Source organism: Chroococcus sp. FPU101, assembly GCF_017312365.1.
In the GTDB taxonomy this organism is placed as follows: domain Bacteria; phylum Cyanobacteriota; class Cyanobacteriia; order Cyanobacteriales; family Microcystaceae; genus Chroococcus.
Genome location: NZ_BLJI01000033.1, coordinates 24,189 through 47,050, shown reverse-complemented (window position 1 = coordinate 47,050; position 22,862 = coordinate 24,189). Strand labels below are relative to the sequence as shown.

The following is a 22,862-nucleotide window of genomic DNA, read 5'->3' as shown; positions in this document are numbered from 1 at the left end:
TAATTCTGACCACCTACTTAGTAATTTTCAACTAAGCCGATGAGATTTTGTCGCGGAAAGTTGTGCAACCATTTCTGTACGAGATGAAACATCAAGCTTACGGAACATTCGTTTTAAAGCTTGCTTGACCGAATTTTCTGTGATCCAAAGTGCCTTCCCTATTTCTGCGTTGGTTTGTCCCAATGCAACTAATTCAGCAATTTGACATTCACGCGGCGTTAAGCAGTCTGTTTTAAACGATTGAATTTTTAACCGTACTGTTGAAACCCAGACTGATAAGTGTAAGCAGATCGCACTTAAATCAGTTAAGTTTTGTGTATCGAATGCAGACATTGACTGTTCACGTGTGCAACCCACTACACCGATTAATTGTCCACCACTAACAATCGGCCCTGCCATGACGTGCCAATGATCTAATCGAGGACAAATCATTGTCCAAATCTTAGGTGATGTCACTAAGGCTTCATGAACAGGTGCGTGGCGTTCTACAAGATAACGGACAACTGGATTATGTTCAATAGATAACCCAATTTGCCAGGTTTTTTGAAGACTACGCTCTGCTAAAGACAGTTGCTCAAAGAAAAAAATCCCCGCTCGCTTTGCTACAAAATACTCACCAATTCTTGGGATGACACGCGATCACAAATCTTGTTCATCTTTGACTTGGTTGATGGCTTCAAATAAAAGCAGCAAAGTACTGGTCATTAGACCTCTTGCATGAATAGAAGGAAAAGATACTATAGGTAGGTCAAGGGAGCTAAAGCAATGACCTACGAAAAACTCAAAGAACTAAAACGAAGTGAATTTAAGCGTCGGTGCGGCGTACATCCAGAAACATTTGAGAAAATGGTGAACATTCTCAAACCAGTACGCTTATCGTCAAGGAAAGCGAGGAGGACAGAACAAGTTAAGTGTTCAAGATCAATTACTGCTCACCTTAGAATACTGGAGAGAATATCGCACACAGTTTCACATCGGACAAACATGGGGAGTCAGTGAAGCTACCGTCTGTCGAACGGTGAGAAAAGTAGAAAATCTACTGATTCGTTCGGGGGAGTTTCGTTTGTCTGGAAAAAAACAGTTGCATCAGTCAGCTTATGAGTGGAAGGTTTTAGTAGTAGATGTTACCGAAGTACCCGTTGAACGACCGAAAAAAAACAGCGTCACTACAGAGCGTGGCTTTTAAGAAGCGTCACACCTTAAAGGCGCAAGTAGTACTCGAACAGGATACGGGGCGGATTGTCTGTACCGCCATCGGCTTGGGTCGAGTTCATGATTTTCGCTTGTTCAAAAATAGTCGTCTACCTTTATTGCCCTCGCAGTTAGTTCTTGCCGATAAAGGTTATCAAGGTCTGGTCAAGCTTCATCAAAACAGTTGTACGCCAACTAAAAAGCCCCGCCAAACTCAAACATTATCTCAAGCTAAACGACAACACAATTCTTTACTTAGCCAGTCTGAGAGTACTCGCAGAACACATCAACCGACGACTTAAGATTTTTAGGATTCTTTCGGAGCGTTATCGCAATCGCCGTAAGCGATTTGGCTTACGGTTTAACCTGATTGCTGGTTTACTCAATCACGAACTTTCCCTGACTTTTTGATTCATGCAAGAGGTCTATTGTTGCAATCTCAAAAAGTGTACTCGAACGAGGACTATCAAAAGCCAATTGGTTTTTCTAAGCTTAACACTAATGCTAATGATAGGAAAAAACCATGTTTCAATATGCTCACCCTGAAGTTTTAGTCGATACACAATGGTTACTCGCTCATCTCAACAACCCAATGGTACGAGTAGTTGAAGTCGCAGGTACTCCGCCCTTGCAGGGCGGAGCCTGCTGCGACCGCCCAGCCGCGGTTAATACCAGTCCAGAACCTTACAAAGATGCTCATCTTCCTGGGGCAATTTTCTGGAATATTTTTAGCGATCTACTCAAGCCTGACCTGAGCATGAATCTAGAACCAACTGCTATTGAAAAACTGCTATCACATTCAGGGATTTCTCATAACACAGCAGTAATTGCCTATGGCAGTTATCCTGACACAGGAGCTTGGCTCTTTTGGCTTTTGAAAACCTTTGGACATGACAAAGTGTATGTCCTCAATGGTGGTTACCAAAAATGGGTTGCTGATGGTTGTCCACTTACATCAGAATTATCAAATTTTGCACCTACTCAATATCAAGCTCAATCCCCTGATTCTCGTTTTCGGGTACTACAGGCAGAAGTTCAAGCATCTCTAGGACGCAATGATTGTGTCTTACTAGATGTTCGTACTCCTGAAGAGTATTATGGCGAAGTCTTTATGCTTAAACCACCAGAAGGAGCAGAACGAGGCGGGCATATTCCAGGTGCTATACATCTTGAGCATACTCTAACGCTCAATAAAGATGGTACCTATAAATCAGCACAAGAGCTACAGACTCTCTACAGCAGCAAAGGCATCACAGGAGATAAAAATATTTTTCCTTACTGTGCTATTGGTGGACGTTCGGCATCGACATGGTTTGTTTTGAAATATTTACTTGGTTACCCTAATGTCAGAAATTATGATGGCTCTTGGAATGAGTGGAGCCGTTTACCTCATACACCAATTGAGCAGTCATCATTATTGTAATCGGCTTTGGCAGCTTTGAATCAGCCCAAAGATTTTGCCAATTCTTTGATCAGGTGAAAAACTTTTTCAGATCTTGATGATTTTTGGAGAATTTGTGTCTCTCTCATCGAAGAAAGCCCTTTTTGACGCGAGTCAATTGATTATGAGAAATTTTGAGAGCCGCTTAATCAGTCTAAATGAAAAAGAGGGTTTGATAGTAATTTTTATTGGGTTTTTAGTTAACCATTTCTGACACTTTTGCTCGTGTTGACTCTTTCTTTTTAATAGCCATTTCTCATGAATGCAAGGCCAATGAGAGGAATTGGCAACCAGAGACGAAAATGAATTGAAAAAATCAAAAAATAGATTTTGCGGTTTTCTGTTCGAGGTGCTATTTATTTCTAGCTTCCTATTGTCTGAGGGACTTGAGTTATATTAAAAGTTATTAATCCGATACGGAAGAAGAAACCACCTGTGACGACTGAAACCAACTTGCCTTCTTTGAGAGAGTCATCTCCTTCGATTAATAGTTCTACTGAGCAAGCTTCGTCAGTTAACACCAATGACAATTTTCAGTGGACAAAACAATGGTATCCGATCGCTGTCGTTGATTTTCTTGATCCAACTCGTCCTCATCAAGTGCAACTTTTAGGCCAAGATTTAGTATTGTGGAAAGATGGTACAGGTCAATGGCGATGTTTTGAAGATGCTTGCCCTCATCGACTAGCCCCCCTTTCGGAAGGTCGAGTTGAAGCGGATGGTACCTTGTTATGTGCTTACCATGCCTGGCGTTTTGAAGGGACTGGTAAATGTGTCCGTATCCCCCAAGCCAAAGACGCAGCAACAGAATCAGAAATTTGTGCCAATGTCAAGGCTTGCGCTAAAGTTTATCCAACACAAGAACAGCAAGGATTATTATGGGTTTGGGGCGAATCAGGTTCAGACGCTTTAATTGAAAGCCAATCTCGTCAGCCTAGAACTATACCCGAATTAGAAACCAACTCAGATCAGGTCGTAAAATTATTTTGGAATATTCGAGATTTGCCCTATGGGTGGGACTTTTTTATGGAAAATGTGGCAGATCCCGCCCATGTTCCCGTTTCACATCATGGACTGGTGGGAAATCGCTACAGAGATGCTCAGTATTATGATATGCCCCGAATTCGAGAAATCTCAACTCAAGAAGGATTTTCTTTTGGGGTGACGACAACGAATCCGACAGTTATTGGTGCTGTCCATGACTTTCAGCCACCCTGCTTGATGAAAATTAGTTCGACTTTTACTGATGGTGGACAACTCATTTTAGTTCTTTATGCAACACCAACTCGTCCAGGATGGTGTCGTCATATTGGTTGTCAGATCTTAGTGAAAAATCATGAGGGAAAAACCCCCAAAGGTTTAGCATTTTTCGCCCTACCGATGCCTACTTGGCTCGGTCATGTCTTGGCTTCTTTGTTCTTGCATCAAGACTTAGTATTCTTACATTATCAAGAGAAAACCCTGCTGAAGCAACAAAGCGAAAAATGGCTAGATGCAGTTTATACCCCCAATTCTCAAGATAAAATGGTCATTACTCTACGTCAATGGTTGCAAAAACGAGCAGGTGGCGGTGTTCCCTGGTTTGGTGGGTCTAATTTGATGTATCCTCCTCCACAATCAGATAAACGCCAGCTTTTTGATGTCTGGACAACTCATACTCAACACTGTACCGTTTGTCAGAAGGCAGTATCGCGAATTGAACGCTTGAAAGCACTATCTTATGCAGGTGCAATACTTTTGTTGCTCGTTGCGCTGATGGTCGATGCGCGAGCGGTTTCGGTTCAAGCTGCTCTAATGAGGGCGGGAGAATCTTTTTTAGGAATTTGGCCCCCTGTTTCGTTCTGGGTATTGTTCGGTTTGGCTGCTTTATGTGGAACGACGGGTTATTTACTACAAAGATTTAGTCGCTTGTTTTATGTCTATGAGTTTGATCATGCTCAAAATCATTAAATTTGAGATCAATTTATATAGAGCGCACGGCAGGCAGACCCTAAGTGGAATATCTGTGGGATTGACCAGCTTATTCTCTCCATTTAAACAAAATCAAAAACAAGTGGACTATTTTAAAAACTTGCTCAAACAGAGATTGATAGAAACTAACCCATCTCAAAAGATGAAGAAGTTGTTAAAGCATCTCTAAGGGAGTCGGTTGAATAGGTGGTGGAAAGGCAGTATCTAAGGCTTTCAATTCTTCAGCACTCAAGTGTAGATCTAAAGCGGCACGATTCTGCTCTATGTGATCAATACGGCTTGATTTAGGAATAACAATCACATTTTCTTGGTGTAGGAGCCAGGCAAGTGCTACTTGAGCCGTCGTTATTCCTCGTTCGTGGGCGCACTGGCGAAGCCAGATCCCTGAGGGATCGCCTTGAGAACTCGGTTGTTCAGTAATCGTCCCTGCTCAATTGGAGAATAAGCCATAAGCGGAATCCCACGCTCTTTACACCAGGGAAGCAAGTCCCACTCAATTCCTCGTCGTTTCAAATTGTAGAGAACCTGGTTTGTTGCAATTGCATTTCCACCCTTTAAATGAGTCAGTTCTACCATGTCACTGAGGGCGAAATTGCTCACGCCATAGCTTTTAATTTTACCTGCTTGTTGGAGTGTCTCAAAGGCTTCTAGAGTTTCTGCCAGTGGCACCGAACCCCGCCAGTGTAACAAGTAGAGATCTAAATAGTCTGTATTCAACCGTTTAAGACTCCGTTCGCAAGCGGCGATCGCTTTTTGTCTTGAGGCATTGTGCGGATAGACTTTGCTAACTAAAAAGACCTCAGAACGACAGTTAGCGATTACCGAAGCAATGACTTCTTCGGCTCCGCCTTCTCCATACATTTCAGCCGTATCAATTAGAGAAAGTCCCAGAGCTAATCCATGACGCAAAGCCTCAATTTCACTCTGATGATGACGAGCATTTTCCCCCATCCGCCAAGTTCCCATGCCGAGAACGGAAATATTCTGACCAGAGGGAAGTTTAAGAGTTCGCATAGGGGACATTCTAATAAGAGTTCTTTCTGTGTAATTTTATCAACGACTAAGCAGTGGCATAAGGCATTGCTGGGGTAAGGACTTGTTCAATTTCTCGCAAAATTTCATCGCTTAACTCGACATCGGAGGCGGCTGCATTATCGACCACTTGTTCAGGACGGCTTGCGCCAATAATAGCAGCAGACACCCGTTGATCTTGCAAAACCCAGGCTAAAGCCAGTTGTGCCATTGAAATGTTTAGACGTTGAGCGATCGGTTTCAGGTTTTGTACCGCTTTTAGAACGCGCTCATCGAGTAGATCTCTCATAAAGCCATTCATTTTCTCATTTGCCGCACGGGAATCTTGAGGGGGTGCTTCACCTAGTTTGTATTTGCCAGTGAGAACCCCTTGAGCCAGAGGTGACCAGACGATTTGACCAATTCCATTTTCTGCACACAGGGGAAACACTTCTGCTTCTGGTTTACGCCATAGCATCGAATATTGAGGCTGACTGGAGATGAATTTCTCCACATTCGGAAGATTGATCGCGGCCTGAATTTGGGCGGGACTCCACTCACTAAAGCCAATGTAACGGGCTTTTCCTTGACGCACCACTTCTGTTAGGGCGGTCATGGTTTCTTCGAGGGGAGTATTCACATCATAGCGGTGACACTGATAGAGATCGACATAATCGGTGCGAAGTCGTTGCAGGGAAGCATCGATCTGCTTATGAATTTGAGTAGCCGATAATCCGAGATCAGTGTCGGACATGGGAAAATAAACTTTGGTCGCCAGGATATATGAGGCACGATCAACTCCCTGCAGGACTTCCCCTAGCAATGATTCTGCTGCACCCCGTCCATAGACATTAGCAGTATCGATAATATTAATCCCAACATCAAAGGCTTTGTGAACGCAGGCTTCGGCTTGTTGGCGTTCTACAGCACCTCCGTAGGTTAACCACGAACCTAAAGCAATTTCTGAAATCTGAAGATCGCTATTACCAAGCTGTCGATACTTCATGTTTGTATCTCCATTCAAGATTTATTGATTAAAGTCTTGATTCCCTTAACCTAAGAGATTAAACATCGACTCAACATCTTTCTTCTGGTAGAGCAAAAGCGGTAACTAATTGCGATTTACAACATAGGGTCACGTTGTAAATGAATTGATTAGGTTCTCTAAAATAAGTTCAATGTTGTTGGGTGATGGCACTCTTAATTACGTCAACATATCAATCATGTGTGAGCGTAATTAGGCAGGCTAAAATAGGAAGAAACGCTAGTTCGGCTCAACCTGATAAAATGACCGTAATTACCTTTTAAGATTAACTGAAGAAACGACAATTTTTCAAGCAACAATGACCGTAATTTTTTCGTATTGTTGTTAAACACTTTTCTATCAAAGTAGTTAATCTTGATCGTGATCGCTTTTTCATCGGTTGACACATCAATCATTGCCATTTGACTCTACCCAGTTCATCATTATCATCAAAAAGATTAAAATGATTATCATTTTAATCATTAATTTTTCTCAAAAATTCTTTAAATTAATTCATCGTAATTCGGTATTAAAAATGACAATTAAATAGAAGACCGAAGCAGTAAGGTAACAGTTAAATTCCCAAAAACGTTCAAGTTTCGCAAAGCTCTTCTCAACCGCAGCGATCAATAGGAGTTCTGAAAAATGCCACAAACCCTCTTTAAAATCGACCTGACTAAATCCATGTGCGAGCAAGAAATAGTCGGTCATAATCGTTGGCATCCCGATATCCCAGCAGTTGTTTCCGTCAATCCTGGCGAGGTCTTTCGCATCGAATGTAAAGACTGGACAGATGGACAGATCAAAAATAATGATGATCCCAGTGATATTCGAGACGTTAAGCTAACCGTTGTTCATGTTCTGAGTGGCCCAATTCATGTCAATGGCGCACAACCTGGCGATATTTTAGTCGTCGATCTCCTAGATATCGGAACCTTACCGGGCGATGAATGGGGATTTACAGGAATTTTTGACCGAGGGAATGGCGGCGGTTTTTTAACTGACCATTTTCCCAATGCAGCAAAAGCAATTTGGGATATTCAGGGAATTTATACCAGTTCTCGTCATATTCCAGGCGTTCAGTTTGCTGGCCTTTCTCATCCTGGTTTAATCGGTTGCGCTCCGTCTCATGAACTCTTAGCCTTGTGGAATAAACGAGAAAAAGCTCTCGTCGAAAAAGGTGGGCCACCCTGGAAACCGCCAATCCCTCCGCTTGCTGCTTTACCGAATCCTGAAAACGCCATTTTAGGGTCACTCAAAGGCTCAGACTTTGAACGAGTAGCCGCCGAAGCCGCCAGAACCGTTCCTCCACGCGAACACGGTGGCAATTGTGATATTAAAAACCTCTCTAAAGGGTCACGAATCTATTTTCCTGTCTATGTTGAGGGAGCAAAACTTTCGATGGGTGATATCCATTTCTCACAAGGGGATGGTGAAATCTCTTTTTGTGGAGCAATTGAAATGGCAGGATATCTCGATCTTCATGTGGATCTAATTAAAGGAGGCGTTGAAAAATACGGATTGATTAACCCCATTTTCAAACCTGGCCCTGTTGAACCGCGTTACTCAGAGTATCTCGTTTTTGAAGGAATCTCAGTCGATGAGTTTACAGGAGAACAATATTATTTGGATGCTCATGTTTCCTATCGTCGTGCATGTTTAAATGCGATTGAATACTTGAAAAAATTCGGCTTTACAGGCGAACAAGCGTACTTACTCCTGAGTTGCGCTCCCGTTGAAGGTCGAATCAGTGGCATTGTCGATATTCCCAATGCTTGCTGTACTTTGGCTTTACCGACTGGAATTTTTGAGAAAAATATTTTACCCGTTTAAAATTATGCCTTTGTATGAATATTGCTGTACCAGTTGCGGTGAGTTTGAAGCGTGGCGGACACTAGCAGAACTTGAACAACCGATGTCCTGTCCTAACTGTAATCTAGTAGCCAAGCGTCTTTTTTCCCCTCCAATGGTCAACTTAAATTCAGTGCGACTTAAACAATCTTCTAAAAACCCTGAGCCAAAGTTAATTAAACACAACAGAGAAGAACCAGAAACCCCAAGAGTACAGAACGCCAAAACAGCAAGACCTTGGATGATTAGTCATTCACCCCCAAGATATTAAAATGATCGCTCACCTTTAAATTGAGTGGGCTGGTTTTTCAGACGTTAGTGATGGGAAGAAAGCGTTCTCTTTAAGGATGTATCTTTTCAGTACGGAAAGTAAAAGTAAGCTAAACCCAATGATTTGAGCGTAAAGCGTTAAAAGCGTGTGCATATTCCCATTGATTACGATAGCGCGTCCAATTAGGCGGAACGGGTTGGGTTAACCATGTGGCTTTCTTCAGCATTCATTGGTGCTTTCAAAAATCAGCCAACTGAAAAGCGCCAGCATTAAAAAAACCGTTCCAGCTAACGTCATCTTAAAAGTCGAACGGCCTTGGCGCATACCTATAGGTATGCGCCAAGGCTGTGAGAATTGAACCAAGTTCAAAAACGGCACCAACTGAACCAAAAAAATGATAAACATTTTCAAAAACTGTAACTCTAACCCAAAGCTGCTGGTCAAATCGCATTAAAAGGCAGGAATTCTAACAAATGTGCCATCGATAAACTAAGACTGAGGGAAGTTAACATAAGCGTGAGAAATCGCCATGTTTGTATAAATGTCATTTGTCTGACCTCGCAACTAGAACGCCAGCACTATGATGGATATGTTTGAGCAATCATGCGCTGATTTGGCGTAAATATAGGGTTCGTGCAACCAGGGGCAATCAATTTATCTGTACTATTAGATAACCTTTTTTTAGCCTTGATTAATCAGAAATTTTAATTAAAACATTGCCTAGTTTGTCTCCTTTTAGGCAATGTTTTGGGAATCAAAGACGTGGCTACGGTACTTTTATGTGTGAATCATAAACATAGTTTTAATGATACAGTTCTCTTTTAGATGGTTTCGTTAAAGAACTTTTGTGAGCTAACAAATCTATATCCCAGGAGAATAATCATGGAAATAGAACAAAAAGTGAAGATGCGTCTAGGTTGGCTTGCTGATGTATCAACAAACCCAAAACGCTGGTAAGGTGTGCCGTCGCTGTGGCATTTCTCGTCCGACTTTAAGGAAATGGGTACGTCGCTACGAAGAATTAAACATTAAAGGATTAGTAGCTCAAAGCCGTCGCCCTTTCAACGTGTCAGCCTTTCAAGGTGTTGGCACAACAAAAACAGTGGATTTTAGAATTAAGGCAAACGCGACAATTAGGAGCGAGACGGCTGCTTTTAGGAACTCGAGAGATTGCATGGTTTGTCTCTGTCTACGGCAACCATCCATAAAGTCTTAACTCAGGCTCCAGTCAAACCTCTTAAAAAAACCAGACGCGCCAGAAAGGGTAAACGACGCGCTTCACAAAGATATTCTTTTGAGAGCGAGTTCAGATAGATGGGAAGTAAAATTGCTCCATTCGATGTATCAGTACACAGCTATTGACGACTGCACCCGTTTGAAAGTCATCAAACTTTATCCCAACAAGCAAGCCGTCAGCACTCTCGATTTCCTTGTCCAAGTGGTGGAGGAATTTCCCTTTCCCATTCAGAGGATTCAGACTGACCGAGGAGAGGAATTTATCGCGCATCAAGTCCAGTATCGTTTAATAGACTTAAAGATTAAATATCGTCCCCCCTTACCTCGTTCTCCCCATCGAGGGTGGGAAAGTTGAGCGAACGCAAAGAACCGATTTAGAAGAGTTCTACGATTTAGTTGACCTCAAATCTCCTGACTTATTTGAGCAACTGCAACAATGGCAAGATTACTACAATCGACTCTCGAAAGCATGGCTCGATTAATCAAACACCTTGGGACAAGTGGGAGTCTTTAAAAGCACAAACTCCCACTCTTGAAGAAGTTCAAAAAATTTATGGGTTAAAGAAAGAAAGAATTCGAGATGCTGACTATCGCGCAGATATTGGAAAACCTCGAAGAGTTATCCGTTTATAAGTTCTAAAAAGCTAGGCGTTTTTGAGTCAAACAATTGTAACGATCTATGTAAATCCCACATTATAGCCTACTTTTTAGGATCTCAACTTCTGTTTTAAGCAAAGATTTTTCAGAACGAACCCGATAATCAAACGATAAAGGTTACTTATTTATTTTAACGATTTTGCCTAATCTGCTTAAAACTCAATTAAATCGCTGTATCCCTTGCTGGGTAATAATTTCAGATGTAGATTGCCCCTAGTTGCACGAACCCTATATTTACGCCGTATAATGAATTCCCGTGATTCTTTCAATCGCCCGAAATCCCAGACCATTCAAATACATTTTTAAGCAAAATTTTTTAACTTGAGGATGATAACCTCTTGACTCATAAGAGTCCCGAAAAATTCGACAGCAATCTTTACATTTCCATCGTTGTTTACCATCTTGATGACCATCTTTACGAATATTAGAAGATTTACATTGTGGGCATTGCATCTTGTATAACTGAATCTTGCTATTCTTCCTTTGTAACAAAACCACTGTCCATTCAGCAACGCTGGATTTTCGAGAACGAGTCGATACAGCCGTTCGATTATCGTCCTAATCTATACTTCGATGGATATAACAGGGCTTTTAACTATGTTGTCACCCCGTCAGGGGAATCATCACTATGATGATTGTACCTTCCCCGATTTGACTGTTAATTCTAATCTGACCATTATGAGCATCAACACTGGCTTTGACGACGGCTAAACCCAAACCACTGCCGTGAATGGATTGAGCATTACTACAACGATGAAACAGTTCAAACAGGTAGGGTTGTTCATCTAACGGAATGCCAATGCCCTGATCCTCGACTTGTAGAATAAGCTGATCTTTTTTATGTTGCACTGCTAAACGGATAGGGGTAGCGTTGGGAGAGTATTTGATAGCGTTCGTCAGTAGGTTGATTAGAATTTGTCGAATCAAACCTGAATCTGCCTCAATCTCGTAATCACCAACGTAGGAAAGTTTAATCAGGTGGCGATCACTCCGTAGTTGAAGGGATTCAATTAATTCATCGCAGAGATCTTTCAGGTTGAATTTAGTTGAATAACACTGTAACTTCCCGAAATCAGATTTGCCAATCAGTAAAACTTGCTCCAGAAGATGGATTAGATGATCGATGGATAACTCCATTCTATTGAAGTAGTGACGTTGTGTTTCGATTGCTAAATTGGGATAACCCTGGCACAGCAAAGAAATATACCCTTGAATACTAATGAGCGGTGTCTGAAAATCGTGAGTTACTAATGAAATAAGCTTTGACTTTAAGCGATTGAGTTCTTGTTCCCGTTCTAGTGCCTGCACTGCAGTGATTCGTGAACGACTCAGAGCTTCTAATACTCGCTGGTTACGCTTCAATAGTGGCAGAATTAATAATAAAGTCATTACAGTTGAACTGATCGTCTCTAGTAACCACAACCAAAGACTGTTAGCATTACCATTGCTCACCTTATAGACAATCAACCCGATCGCAACCTCAATCATTCCGATTAGGAGCAGTAGACTGGGAATAGATATCACTAGAGTAGTCGGAGAACGGCGATCAGAGCGAGCATTCATGACCTGGTAGAACAAGGATACAAACGTTGAAGGGAGCCAACGGTATTTTGAGACGACAGGTTGGAAGAATGGTATCATAAGTTACATACTCCTTAAAATCGTCGCCTCTAATTGTTCAAGAGTGTGATCGCCTTGATACCAGATACTGTTGATGAATATCGTTGGAGTGTCACAAACTCCGTTAGCGATGCCACTATCAATATCCTGCTGAATTCGGTCAGCATTGATACGCCTGGATATATCTTGAAGAAATTTGGGGATATCAAGCTTCAATTCATTGGCATACTCCACAAGTGAACTATCGTCTAGGGCATGTTGATATTTAAATAACACATCGTGCATTTGCCAGAACAGTCCTTGAGCTGCTGCTGCCTCAGCCACTTGAGCCGCTATTTGAGCTTGGGGATGTTTTTGAGGTTGAGGAAAGTGACGAAATACAACACAGACCTGATGAATAAACTGCTGCTGAAGCATTTGAATCATTTTGTAAGCAGCACCAGAGTTGGGACATTGGTAGTCGCCATAGATAACCAACATCACGGAACAGTCTCTGGATCCCAAAATATAATCGCGATTGGATATAGAAAATAAAATACGCTCGTGTACGTTACTCATTGCAGCCTCTATGATAGAGATACCATCTAATCTCCTGGTGCTATGTGACTTACTATATGAGGTTTACACGGCTTTGTCGCCAACTCTGAGTTGAGCGTTTTGAGAGAAAAAAGACGAGTCCTCACAGTCCTGAAGCGAGTGAGGAACTGTACTTAAGTTTAGTTACCCTGCATCACAGGTTTGCCAAACCCCGTTTCAGTGCCACAATCACAGCTTGAGTCCGATCGCTCACCCCTAACTTACTCAAAATTCGGTTGACGTGAAATTTGACGGTACTCTCAGTAATGTTTAAATCTACGCCGATTTCCTGATTACTCATCCCGATTGCCATGTGACGCAGCACTTCCAACTCACGATCGCTCAATTCTGGGTTGCTCATTCGCTCAATCAACTTGACAGCAACCTCTGAAGGAATGTACTGCTTGCCGCTATGAACGGCATAAATTGCTGACATCAACTCATCCGGCTTGCTATCTTTAAGCAAATACCCTTTAGCTCCGGCTCTCAATCCCCGATAAATGTCTTCGTCGCCATTGTAAGTTGTCAATACAATAATGCGTGGATCGGGAAACTCAGAACAGAGGACAGTGATCGCTTCCACCCCGCCCATCTCTGGCATTCGCAAATCCATCAGGGTGACATCGGGCTGATGTTGTCGAAATAGAGCGATCGCCTCTTTGCCATTGCAAGCTTGTCCCACAACCGTAATGTCGGGTTTGCACTCTAGAAGGAGAGTTAACCCCTGGCTAACGATCGCATGATCATCTGCAATCAGGACTCTAATCTTGTTACTCATAGTTCCACTCACGATTCACCGATACGACAATTTCTGTTCCAGATCCAGGGGTACTTTGAATCGTTAACTGCGCTCCAATCTGTTCTGCCCGTTCTGTCATTCCCAGCAAGCCAAAACCATTATTGACGAAGGAAGGGGCAACATCAAAGCCCTGTCCATTATCCTTAATTCTCAAAGTGCACTGAGTGAGTTCATACACCAGATCAATTTGAATTTCGGTCGCTCTGGCGTATTTGGCGGCATTGGTTAAGGCTTCCTGCCCAATTCGCATCAGGTTATTTTCCACTTCAGCGGGAAGGAAATAGACCTCACCTGCCAACTCACTCATGATTTGAGTCGAAGGAAATAACTGCTCCGCCAGACGGTTGAGCGCATGATATAAATCGTTATCGGTTAATAGTTGAGGGCGTAGAGCCTGCACCGATCGTCGTGCTTCGGCAAGCCCAAACCGAGCCAGGTCACTACTGGTTTGAATGCAGCGTTGAGCCACTGGAGGATCATTGATCGCTTTAAGGGCTGCCGCTTCCAGGTGGACAATAATTCCTGTAAACGCTTGCGCCAATGTATCGTGAATTTCTCGTGCTATGCGGTTACGCTCCTTAAGAATAAAGGCTTCTTCGGCTTGTTTGCGTTCGCGCAATTCAGCATTTCGCTGTTCTGTAAAATCACGATCAATGATTAAAACTTCATCGTCTCCAATCGATGCAATCCGGCTTTCAAAATAATGAATCACGCCGTCGATCATCAATTGACTTTCAAAGACTGCAGTTCTCTAGTTTGAAACGCTTTTTGGATGTAGTGCAGGCATTCTTCAGCAACATCGTGAGGCAGTATATCAATCACGTTGGCTCCCACCCGCTCCTGCTCAGGTTTGTATACAAGAATATTGGCATTGGCAAAGATTCCCAGGTAATTACCGTGACGATCCATCCGAATCAACAGGTCTGGGATTGTGGTAATAATTGCCAGATTCAACGCTTCTTTTTGCCGAAGAGCCAGCTCAATTCGCTCTCGTTCTTCAATCTCGTTGGTTAAGCGGGTATTTTGGTCGAATAGTTGATTGGAGAGTTGTTTGAGGCGAAGGGTTCGTTCAGCCACCTGTTGTTCTAAAGTCCGATTGTAATCTGCGAGCAGCCGTTCTGTTTGTTTCCGTTGAGTAATATCCTGGAATGCGGCGATCGCATAAACGATATGACCCGCATCATCAAAAATGGGAGTACTGGTCACTTCTACCGAAATCATCCGATCTCGATGACGAAATTCCATATCGCTGACGTTAACCGTTTCTCCTGCCAGCGATCGTAGAATTGGGAGTTGCTCAATGGGATAAGGCTGATCCGTTCCAACTTGATAAAGCTGTATTTGCTGCAACAGATCGGGTGTAACACTTTCATGTAGTAAATCAATGCCCGACAACTCGTAAGCCATTTGATTGGCATAGCAGACTTCACCGTTCTCATTGACCACACTAATGCCAATGGGTACCGCATTCACAAATTGAGATAATTGATTTTCTCGCGCTCTGACTTCAGCATAAAGTCTGGCATTCGTCAGGGCGATCGCCGCCTGCCCCGCTAACAGTTGTATCACTTCCAGGCGATCGGTGGTAAAGGCTCCTGCTGTAAGAGAGTTTTCTAAGTAAACAATGCCATTGAGTTGCCCTTGATTGAACAACGGAGTACAGAGAATAGAGCGAGTTTGGCGAGATTGGATATAGGGATCATTAGAGAAGTTTTGATCCTGAGTCGCATCATGCAACACGACACTTTCTTTGGTTCGCTCTACATAGTGAATGATTGAGATTGGGACACGGCGATCGAGTGAAATTTGGGTTGTTGATATGCGGGTTGGAGTAGCATCTAGACTAGAATCGACTTCACCTGACGCTTCAATCTTCCACGATCCAGCATTTTCAGAAATCAAAAATCCCGTTTGTGCGCCAGCATTCTCAATCAGTATTTTCATTAAAGACTTGAGCAGTTGTTCTAACTCAATCTCTCCTGAAATTGCCTGAGAGGCTTTCATCACGGTCGCCAAATCTAACGCTGATCCGGTACTCGTGGTGCTAGTGGTAGAACCAGTTGTAGTTGATTTCGTGGAGTTTGAAGGGGATTGGGAGAAAAATTGGGGATACTGAGTTTCTAGGGCATTAACTTTGGCGATCGCCCCCCAATAGGTATAGCAATAATGAGCTTCCCTCAAATAGGTTTGAGCAATCTTGATTCGCCCTCGATGTAAATAGTGCCTTGCTGCTAACTCATAAGCTAACGCTTCCTCCTGGATATATTGATTATCGTGGGCACCTTGAATCGCTCGTTCATACAGCTCTTCCGCTTCAAAAAACTGCCCCAAAACTCGGTGTTTTTCTGCCTCCACTAAGTCATATTTGTGCAAAAAATTCATTGGAGCATGAATTACCAACTGGTGCATCCTTTCCTGGTTTCGGTGGACTCGATCAAGCCATCTTTCCGGTTCAGCAGGAGCCACTTCAGTCCATTGGCTCAAGGATGCCAGCGAGTCATAGAAACAGAATTGAGCAATAACGAGCCTGCCAACCACACCATCGATATACTGTTCTGCCAGTGCGGCATGATGAATCGCTTGTTCAAATTCACCAAACAAATAGCTCAAAATGAGTTTGTTCAAATAGTAAAGATAAACCACACTTCGATCGCTGGCGGCAATGGCATCAGGCAGCGATCGCTCCTCGTCATAAGCCTCGCCAATTAACTGAACAGGAATCTCATTTTGACCTGACAGATTGAGAACCGTTTGCCAAAGGATTGAGATCGAGTCAAATGGGGTTTTTTGCCTGACTTGCCAGATAATTTGGCTATAATCTGCGACTTTTTGTTCTAGTTGCGGTAGGGTCTCACCCATAAAATAGGAATGGTCACATTCCATAAATGAATAGATACCCGCACATTCAAGGTCACCGATTTCGATCGCAGTCCGACGAGCCTCTTGTAAAACAGGGATGGATGCCCTCAAAGGCTCCTTTAGAAACACCCAGCCTGTTCCAAACGGCCCCTGTATCCTCGCTTTAATCAGCTTGGAATGAGAACGTTCGGCTAAATCCATTGCTAATTTGCCAAGTCGGTATCCTGTTTCAACAGAGGGAATGGGCAAGCTGAGGATGACCCCACCAAAACAAATGTAACTAATAGCAGACCGGATAGCATTGCCATACTGGAGTGACAAATTTACGCCTGTCACGGACAGGAGTGCAAATAAATTGGGGGCTGCAAAAGATGTCAGAGCCTTCATTCTGGTTAAGATATCCATGACTGCCAATAAATTGGGATCAGTCATTTCTGGTAGTTCAAGCAATGCTTCAACATCTTGTTTAGCTAAACGAGCGATCGTCTCCTCAATTGCTGCTTGAATTTCAGGCAGGTCGGGAGCTTCCGGGATAGACAGACCCAGTTGATTCAATGCTAACAGCCCAATCTGAATCGCTTCTCCAAAGTTAGATTGGGACATAGCCGCCTGAACTTTGACCTGATAAGTTTCTACCGTGTGTAGAACTTCGCGAGCATTTTGCAAAACAACAGTTGCCCAGTTCTCCATCTGTTCAATGTCACCGCATAGATAAGCGACCTCGGTGATTTCTTGATGCAGTGTCAGTGTCAAATCATAGTGATGCTGCCAGGGATCAGCGGTGAGCCAGGTTATCCCTGCGGCTAAATAGCTCAAAGCAGCACTGTAGGCGGTTGCAGCTTTTGCCTTTTGACCCGCTAATAAATTGAGTTGAGCAAACTGGATGCGTTCTAGATCGTCAATCTGTAGTGATGGATGATCGATCGCTGATGGGTTGCTGACATTGAGATGATCAACGATCGCAAACAACTGTTCCTGTTGCTCATCCGACGAAGTTTTTTGGAGTAAGTTACGACCAATCTGCAAGTGAATGGCTTGTTTCTGCTGGTCATCCGTTAGAGCATAGGCGGCTTGTTGGACTCGATCGTGCAGAAATCTATACTTTTGCTCCAGCACATCCTTATCTGATTGAGAGACTGGCAAAATCAAGTTAAACTGAACGGCGATTACTAAGTCTGAAAGAATATCGCTGAGGGATGCCTCACAGATTGTTGTGAGAATCGCTAAACTGAACTCTGTCCCAACGCAAGCCGCCAGATTGAGAATCTGCTGAGTCGATCGCGGCAGTTTTCTGAGTTTGTCAATTAGCAACTCTACAACATTCTCAGTAATGTCTTTCGCCTCGATCTGATCAATATTCCATTGCCAGGAGCGATTGTCCAGATTGAAGTGGATTAATTGTTCAGCATAGAGCGTTTTTAGAAATTCATTGATAAAAAATGGATTCCCTTCTGTTTTTCTTAAAACTAATTCAGCGAGTGGTTGAGTGTTTGTCGAGTGAGTGCGTAATGTTTCAGCAATCAGTTGAGCGATCGCTTCCAGGCTCAACGGTGTAAGCGTGATTTGATTAATGGCAGCATCTCCGCGTTTCAACTGTTCCAACGTGATCATTAACGGATGAGTGGAATTCACCTCGTTATTGCGATAAGCCCCAATCAGCAGCAGCGATCGCAACTCACTATCGGTCATGATCCGCTCAATTAATTTGAGTGTTGCTAAGTCTGCCCACTGTAGGTCATCCAGAAAGATCACTAAGGGGCGATCGCTGGAGCACAATGCTCGGATGAAATTTTGCAAGACTGAATTGAATCGATTTTCTGATTCTGTCAAGCCAACCGCTTCTACGGGGGGTTGCTTGCCGATAATCAATTCAAGCTCTGGGATCAGATCAATCAGCAGTTGCCCATTCATACCCAGAGCCGCTAAAAATTGATCTCGCCATTGTTGCAGTTGGAATTCAGGCTCTGCTAACAGTTGACAGACAAAGGACTGCAGGGCACTCATGATCGCCGAGTAAGGAATATTCCGTTGAAGTTGGTCAAATTTGCCAGAGATAAAATAGCCTTGTTTCTGAGTAATTGGCTTATAAATTTCCTGAACTAATGCAGATTTGCCAATGCCAGAGTAGCCGGAGACTAACATTAACTTGCAACGGGGTGATGGGGTGATGTTTTCTCCTACTTCTCCACTCCCTGCTACTTTCTCAAACGCTGCCAATAGCGCTGCAATCTCAGCTTCACGTCCATACAGTTTTTGGGGAATTTGAAACTTATCGGTGACATCACACAACCCTAATTCAAAGAGGTCGATGCGATCGACCTGCAACTGGTGTAAACAGTTCTCTAAATCCGCTTTAATTCCCCACGCACTTTGATATCGATCTTCGGCATTTTTTGCCATCAACTTCATCACAATTTCCGCCACGACCAAAGGAATGTCGGAATTAATCTCTTGGGGTGGGGTTGGCTGTCTGGCAATATGGCAATGAATTAGCTCTAAAACAGGGGTGCTATCAAATGGACGTTGCCCCGTCAGCAGTTGATAGAGCGTTACACCAAGAGAGTAGAAGTCTGTGCGGTAGTCCAGCAGACGGTTCATCCGCCCCGTTTGTTCAGGGGAGATATAGGCAACCGTCCCTTCTAAACCACCTGAGTTTTGAAATGCAGGTGCGGCGTAACTGAATTGGGTGGAAATGCCAAAGTCAATCATTTTGACCATACCCGTTTCAGGATTAATCACAATGTTGCTAGGGTTGATGTCTTTGTGAATCACATTCGCAGCGTGAATCTGCCCCAGAATTTCTGTAAGCTGAATACCCAGGTGAAGCCACTCCTGTAAAGGCATGGGACAATACTGGGCAGGCGATCGCTGCATCCAGCGGTCTAACGACTCTCCCCCAAAATCTTCCAAAACCATGACGAGGGTTCGTTCATGATTTTGCAGACTGTATACCTGGATCGCTCCTTCTAGATTGAGCGATCGTGTAATTTCATATTCATGGGTGTAACGAGCAAGGGCGGTTGGAGTTGGATAATCTGGCTTGAGAACTTTGAACACCACTAAACGGCTATCTGATTGTCTAACTCCTCGATAAACAAGAGAATTAGAACTTTCGTGAATCTTTTCTTTAATCAGAAAATCACTCAGTGATGTCATCATTTGAAGGGCATTAAAGAGGCGTTCAAATCATTGTAGGGAAAACGGAAGGCAATGTTGAACAGATTGATCTGAGAGCAACGCAGCTTCTTACCCATGATGGTCGAGTAGTGCTTGTACCCAATGCGAAAGTGGTTTTCTCTTATATTATAACTGAACTTCCTAAAATAATCGACGTAATGGACGCAGCAGCAGGACTCTCAAAGGAGAATTCGGCCAAGTCGAAATTGCTGTACCAAGAGACAGGAATGGAGGTTCTACAGTTGTAGATAGCAAGAGCCAACTGAAAAGCCGATTTTTTCGTTCGTTATCTAAACTTAACAAAAGCTGGCAAACTTTTAAAGTCGTTGCTCAAAAACCTAAAAGTTACATATTCTATCTACAACTGTAGAGCCAAGAGTCCTATTAACTGGTTCAGCAACGCCTGTGTAATCTAGTTTGCCACTTTTCTGCCTTATATAATATAGGTTATGAATGCAGAACAACGACGAATCCAAGAGAATGCTCAGGGTAAAGTTAACTGGTATCATTGGGGTTCTTATTTAAGTGAGCGACAATGGGGTACTGTCCGCGAAGATTATTCCCCCTATGGTAATGCCTGGGATTCCTTTCCCCATGATCATGCCCGTTCCAGAGCTTACCGTTGGGGTGAAGATGGATTGGGTGGCTTTTGTGATAGCGATGGACTAGTTTGCTTTGCCCTGACCTTCTGGAATGGGCAAGATCCCATTCTAAAAGAGCGATTGTTTGGTTTAACCAATAGTGAAGGCAATCATGGCGAGGATGTCAAAGAGTACTACTTTTATGTGGATAACACCCCCAGCCATTCCTATATGCGCTGGCGTTATAAATATCCCCAGCAAGCCTATCCCTACAATGCGTTGGTTGAAGTGAATGGTCAGCGCACCCGCCAACAACCAGAATATGAATTAGTTGATACGGGAATCTTTGAGGGCGATCGCTATTTTGACATTGAAGCCGAGTACGCCAAAATTTCACCGGAAGATATTTGTATTCGGATACACATTACCAATCAAGGAGGCGACGCGGCTCCAATAGATGTACTGCCAACCATCTGGTTTCGCAACACCTGGAGTTGGACAGGGCAGCATTCCGCAGGGCATTTAACTGAAGATGCAAAGGGAGTGATTAAGCTAAGTCATCCAACTTGCGGCGATCGCTGGCTCTACTGCGATGCGATAGAAGGACAAATTCCAGCTTTACTATTTACAGAGAACGAAACTAACTTTAAACGCATCTTCAATAGTGCGAATTCCACTCCCTACGTTAAGGATGGCTTTCATACCTACCTAATCAACAAAGAAAAGGATGCGGTTAACTCTCAACAAGTGGGCACAAAAGCCGCTCCTCATTACCATCTCACCATTCCCGCCCAGCAGACCATTACACTACAACTACGCTTTACCAATCAGTTCATCCATAACGCCTTTGAGAATGATTTTCGTGAAACCTTTCAGCAACGGCGGCAGGAAGCGGATGAATTTTATGCTGCCCTGTTGCCCCACGCCAGCCCAGATGATCGCCTAGTTCAGCGACAAGCGCTCGCGGCTTTGCTCTGGAGTAAACAGTTTTATTACTACGATGTCTACACCTGGTTGCAAGGCGATCCTGGGGAACCTAAATCCCCTGCTCAAAGACTCACTGGGCGAAATTCCCCTTGGCAAATGCTCTATGCCAAAGATGTGATTTCCATGCCCGATGCCTGGGAGTATCCCTGGTTTGCTGCCTGGGATTGGGCTTTTCATTGCGTGGTACTCGCCTTGGTCGATGTGCATTTCGCCAAGCAACAATTGCTACTGCTCTGTGGAGAGCGATATGTCAGTCTCAGAGGGCAAATTCCAGCCTACGAATGGTCTTTTAGTGATGTCAACCCTCCTGTGCAAGCCTGGGCTGCCTGGAAGGTATACCAGTATGAGAAGGAAACTACAGGAACGGGCGATCAAGCCTTTTTAGAACAAATCTTTCAAAGCCTTCTGGGTAACTATTACTGGTGGATGAACCGGGAAGATAAGGAAGATGATGGGCTGTTTCAGGGGGGATTTCTGGGACTGGATAATATTGCCATCTTTAACCGCAGTGCGCCCCTCCCTACCGGAGGTTATTTAGAGCAATCGGATGGCACCGCCTGGATGGGTATGTTTTCCTTGAATTTGATGCTGATTGCAATTGAGTTGGGTCGTCAGGATCAGGTTTATCAACGAATGACCCGCAAGTTTATCCGCCATGCTCTTGCCACTGCAAAGGTAATGAACCAGATCGGTACGGATGAACGAATTTCCCTCTGGGATCAGGAAAAGGGCTTTTACTTCAGTGCTTTAGCCTTACCGGATGGAAAAAAAGTTCAGCTCCAGGTGTACTCCTTGGTCGGGTTAGCCCCACTGTTTGCCGTAGCAGTACTGGAGCCTGAAATTTTGAATCTGCAACCTGTGAAAGACGAACTGGATTGGCTAGATAAGCACCTTCCTGAAATTGCCAACTGTGCCACCGTGGCAGGGCAGGGGGAGAAAGAACGATTACTGTTTGCAATCGCCACGCCAGAGCAACTCAAGCAGATTCTGACTCACCTACTGAACGAAAATGAATTTCTATCACCCTATGGGGTTCGTTCCATTTCTCGCTATCACCTGGAGCATCCCTACGTCCTGAACTACCACGGCCATAGCTATTCCATCAACTATGAACCTGCCGAATCGAATACAGGAGACTTTGGCGGCAATTCCAATTGGCGTGGCCCCATCTGGTTCCCCATGAACTACCTGCTGATTGAGTCGCTACAACGCTACTATCGCTATTTTGGTGATTCCTTTCAGGTGGAGTGTCCAACCGGATCAGGTAAGTATATGACTCTGAAGGAAGTGGCTCAGGAGTTATCTCAACGGTTAGTTAACCTGTTTCGCAAACAGCCTAATGGTCAGCGCCCCATGTATGGAGAGATTCATCTTTTCCAACACGATCCCCACTGGCAAGATTTGCTGCTCTTTCATGAATATTTTCATGGAGATACGGGATTTGGTTTGGGAGCCAGTCAACAAACGGGATGGACTGCCCTGGTTGCTGCTCTAATTCAGCAATTAAATGATCCCACCTTCTATTCTCAACTTGAAGAGCGGCTTCTGTTCTAGATCCATTCCTAGAACTCCTCTGGGTCTGGTGCGTGAGCAATTATGAATTTATCTAT

At 43.6% G+C, this 22,862-nt stretch carries 16 protein-coding genes and 3 pseudogenes; 9 read left to right on the top strand and 10 right to left on the bottom strand.

The features are described from left to right. Nucleotides 1-27: 27 nt before the first annotated feature. Nucleotides 28-456 (bottom strand): helix-turn-helix transcriptional regulator, encoded by a 429-nt coding sequence (locus CFPU101_RS20440; protein ID WP_206817166.1) that lies wholly within the window; start codon nucleotides 454-456, stop codon nucleotides 28-30. A gap of 309 nt (nucleotides 457-765) precedes the next feature. Here CFPU101_RS20440 and CFPU101_RS20435 point away from each other — a divergent pair. From CFPU101_RS20435 to CFPU101_RS20425, 3 genes and pseudogenes are all read left to right on the top strand, one after another. Beyond that, nucleotides 766-1,602 (top strand): annotated as a pseudogene (locus tag CFPU101_RS20435) (IS5 family transposase). Between the two features lie 112 nt (nucleotides 1,603-1,714). Further along, nucleotides 1,715-2,614, top strand: a complete 900-nt coding sequence (locus tag CFPU101_RS20430; protein WP_206817165.1) for a sulfurtransferase — start codon at nucleotides 1,715-1,717, stop codon at nucleotides 2,612-2,614. A 453-nt stretch (nucleotides 2,615-3,067) separates the two neighbouring features. Then, nucleotides 3,068-4,582: a Rieske 2Fe-2S domain-containing protein gene (locus CFPU101_RS20425; RefSeq protein ID WP_242578131.1), complete on the top strand. Its 1,515-nt coding sequence runs from the start codon at nucleotides 3,068-3,070 to the stop codon at nucleotides 4,580-4,582. Between the two features lie 175 nt (nucleotides 4,583-4,757). Here the strand turns inward: CFPU101_RS20425 and CFPU101_RS26045 are convergent, their stop codons facing one another. The 3 genes from CFPU101_RS26045 to CFPU101_RS20415 are packed head-to-tail and all read right to left on the bottom strand — an operon-like array spanning nucleotide 4,758 to nucleotide 6,620. Beyond that, nucleotides 4,758-4,952, bottom strand: a complete 195-nt coding sequence (locus tag CFPU101_RS26045; RefSeq protein WP_277988784.1) for an aldo/keto reductase — start codon at nucleotides 4,950-4,952, stop codon at nucleotides 4,758-4,760. Further along, entirely contained in the window at nucleotides 4,949-5,617 is a 669-nt protein-coding gene (locus tag CFPU101_RS20420) for an aldo/keto reductase (protein ID WP_277988782.1), read from the bottom strand. The genes CFPU101_RS26045 and CFPU101_RS20420 overlap by 4 nt, the downstream gene beginning before the upstream one ends. Nucleotides 5,618-5,663: 46 nt before the next feature. After that, nucleotides 5,664-6,620: an aldo/keto reductase family protein gene (locus tag CFPU101_RS20415; protein WP_206817164.1), complete on the bottom strand. Its 957-nt coding sequence runs from the start codon at nucleotides 6,618-6,620 to the stop codon at nucleotides 5,664-5,666. Nucleotides 6,621-7,283: 663 nt separating this feature from the next. Here CFPU101_RS20415 and fmdA point away from each other — a divergent pair. From fmdA to CFPU101_RS20400, 3 genes and pseudogenes are all read left to right on the top strand, one after another. Beyond that, a complete protein-coding gene (fmdA, locus tag CFPU101_RS20410) occupies nucleotides 7,284-8,471 on the top strand; it encodes a formamidase (RefSeq protein WP_206817163.1) in 1,188 nt (395 codons plus the stop codon). 4 nt (nucleotides 8,472-8,475) lie between these two features. Beyond that, a complete protein-coding gene (locus tag CFPU101_RS20405; protein ID WP_206817162.1) occupies nucleotides 8,476-8,760 on the top strand; it encodes an FmdB family zinc ribbon protein in 285 nt (94 codons plus the stop codon). A gap of 882 nt (nucleotides 8,761-9,642) precedes the next feature. Then, nucleotides 9,643-10,629: pseudogene (locus tag CFPU101_RS20400) on the top strand (helix-turn-helix domain-containing protein). 258 nt (nucleotides 10,630-10,887) lie between these two features. Here the strand turns inward: CFPU101_RS20400 and CFPU101_RS20395 are convergent. From CFPU101_RS20395 to CFPU101_RS20370, 6 genes are all read right to left on the bottom strand, one after another. Then, the gene (locus CFPU101_RS20395; RefSeq protein ID WP_206817161.1) at nucleotides 10,888-11,106 is read right to left on the bottom strand and encodes an IS1 family transposase; all 219 of its coding nucleotides are present in this window, start codon (nucleotides 11,104-11,106) and stop codon (nucleotides 10,888-10,890) included. Nucleotides 11,107-11,256: 150 nt separating this feature from the next. Next, on the bottom strand, nucleotides 11,257-12,216 hold the full coding sequence (locus CFPU101_RS20390) for a sensor histidine kinase KdpD (protein ID WP_206817160.1): 960 nt from the start codon (nucleotides 12,214-12,216) through the stop codon (nucleotides 11,257-11,259). A gap of 81 nt (nucleotides 12,217-12,297) precedes the next feature. Next, nucleotides 12,298-12,831: a thioredoxin domain-containing protein gene (locus tag CFPU101_RS20385; protein ID WP_206817159.1), complete on the bottom strand. Its 534-nt coding sequence runs from the start codon at nucleotides 12,829-12,831 to the stop codon at nucleotides 12,298-12,300. Nucleotides 12,832-13,003: 172 nt separating this feature from the next. Next, nucleotides 13,004-13,639 carry a response regulator transcription factor gene (locus tag CFPU101_RS20380; RefSeq protein ID WP_206817158.1) on the bottom strand — a complete coding sequence of 212 codons (636 nt, stop codon included), beginning with the start codon at nucleotides 13,637-13,639 and terminating at the stop codon, nucleotides 13,004-13,006. Then, nucleotides 13,620-14,372 (bottom strand): sensor histidine kinase, encoded by a 753-nt coding sequence (locus CFPU101_RS20375; RefSeq protein ID WP_242578133.1) that lies wholly within the window; start codon nucleotides 14,370-14,372, stop codon nucleotides 13,620-13,622. Before CFPU101_RS20375 ends, CFPU101_RS20380 begins: the two co-directional genes overlap by 20 nt. Beyond that, nucleotides 14,372-19,666, bottom strand: a complete 5,295-nt coding sequence (locus tag CFPU101_RS20370; protein ID WP_206817156.1) for an AAA family ATPase — start codon at nucleotides 19,664-19,666, stop codon at nucleotides 14,372-14,374. The genes CFPU101_RS20375 and CFPU101_RS20370 overlap by 1 nt, the downstream gene beginning before the upstream one ends. Before the next feature lie 26 nt (nucleotides 19,667-19,692). Here CFPU101_RS20370 and CFPU101_RS26360 point away from each other — a divergent pair, with 26 nt between their 5' ends. The 3 genes and pseudogenes from CFPU101_RS26360 to CFPU101_RS20360 all read left to right on the top strand — a co-directional run bounded on the left by CFPU101_RS26360 (nucleotide 19,693) and on the right by CFPU101_RS20360 (nucleotide 22,806). Then, complete coding sequence (locus tag CFPU101_RS26360) at nucleotides 19,693-19,932, top strand: mechanosensitive ion channel domain-containing protein (RefSeq protein WP_206817167.1); 240 nt, start codon at nucleotides 19,693-19,695, stop codon at nucleotides 19,930-19,932. Next, nucleotides 19,845-20,054 (top strand): annotated as a pseudogene (locus tag CFPU101_RS26355) (hypothetical protein); the annotation flags it as partial. The gene CFPU101_RS26360 and the pseudogene CFPU101_RS26355, both read left to right, overlap by 88 nt. A 79-nt stretch (nucleotides 20,055-20,133) precedes the next feature. After that, nucleotides 20,134-22,806 carry a glucosidase gene (locus CFPU101_RS20360; RefSeq protein WP_206817155.1) on the top strand — a complete coding sequence of 891 codons (2,673 nt, stop codon included), beginning with the start codon at nucleotides 20,134-20,136 and terminating at the stop codon, nucleotides 22,804-22,806. Nucleotides 22,807-22,862 lie beyond the last annotated feature (56 nt).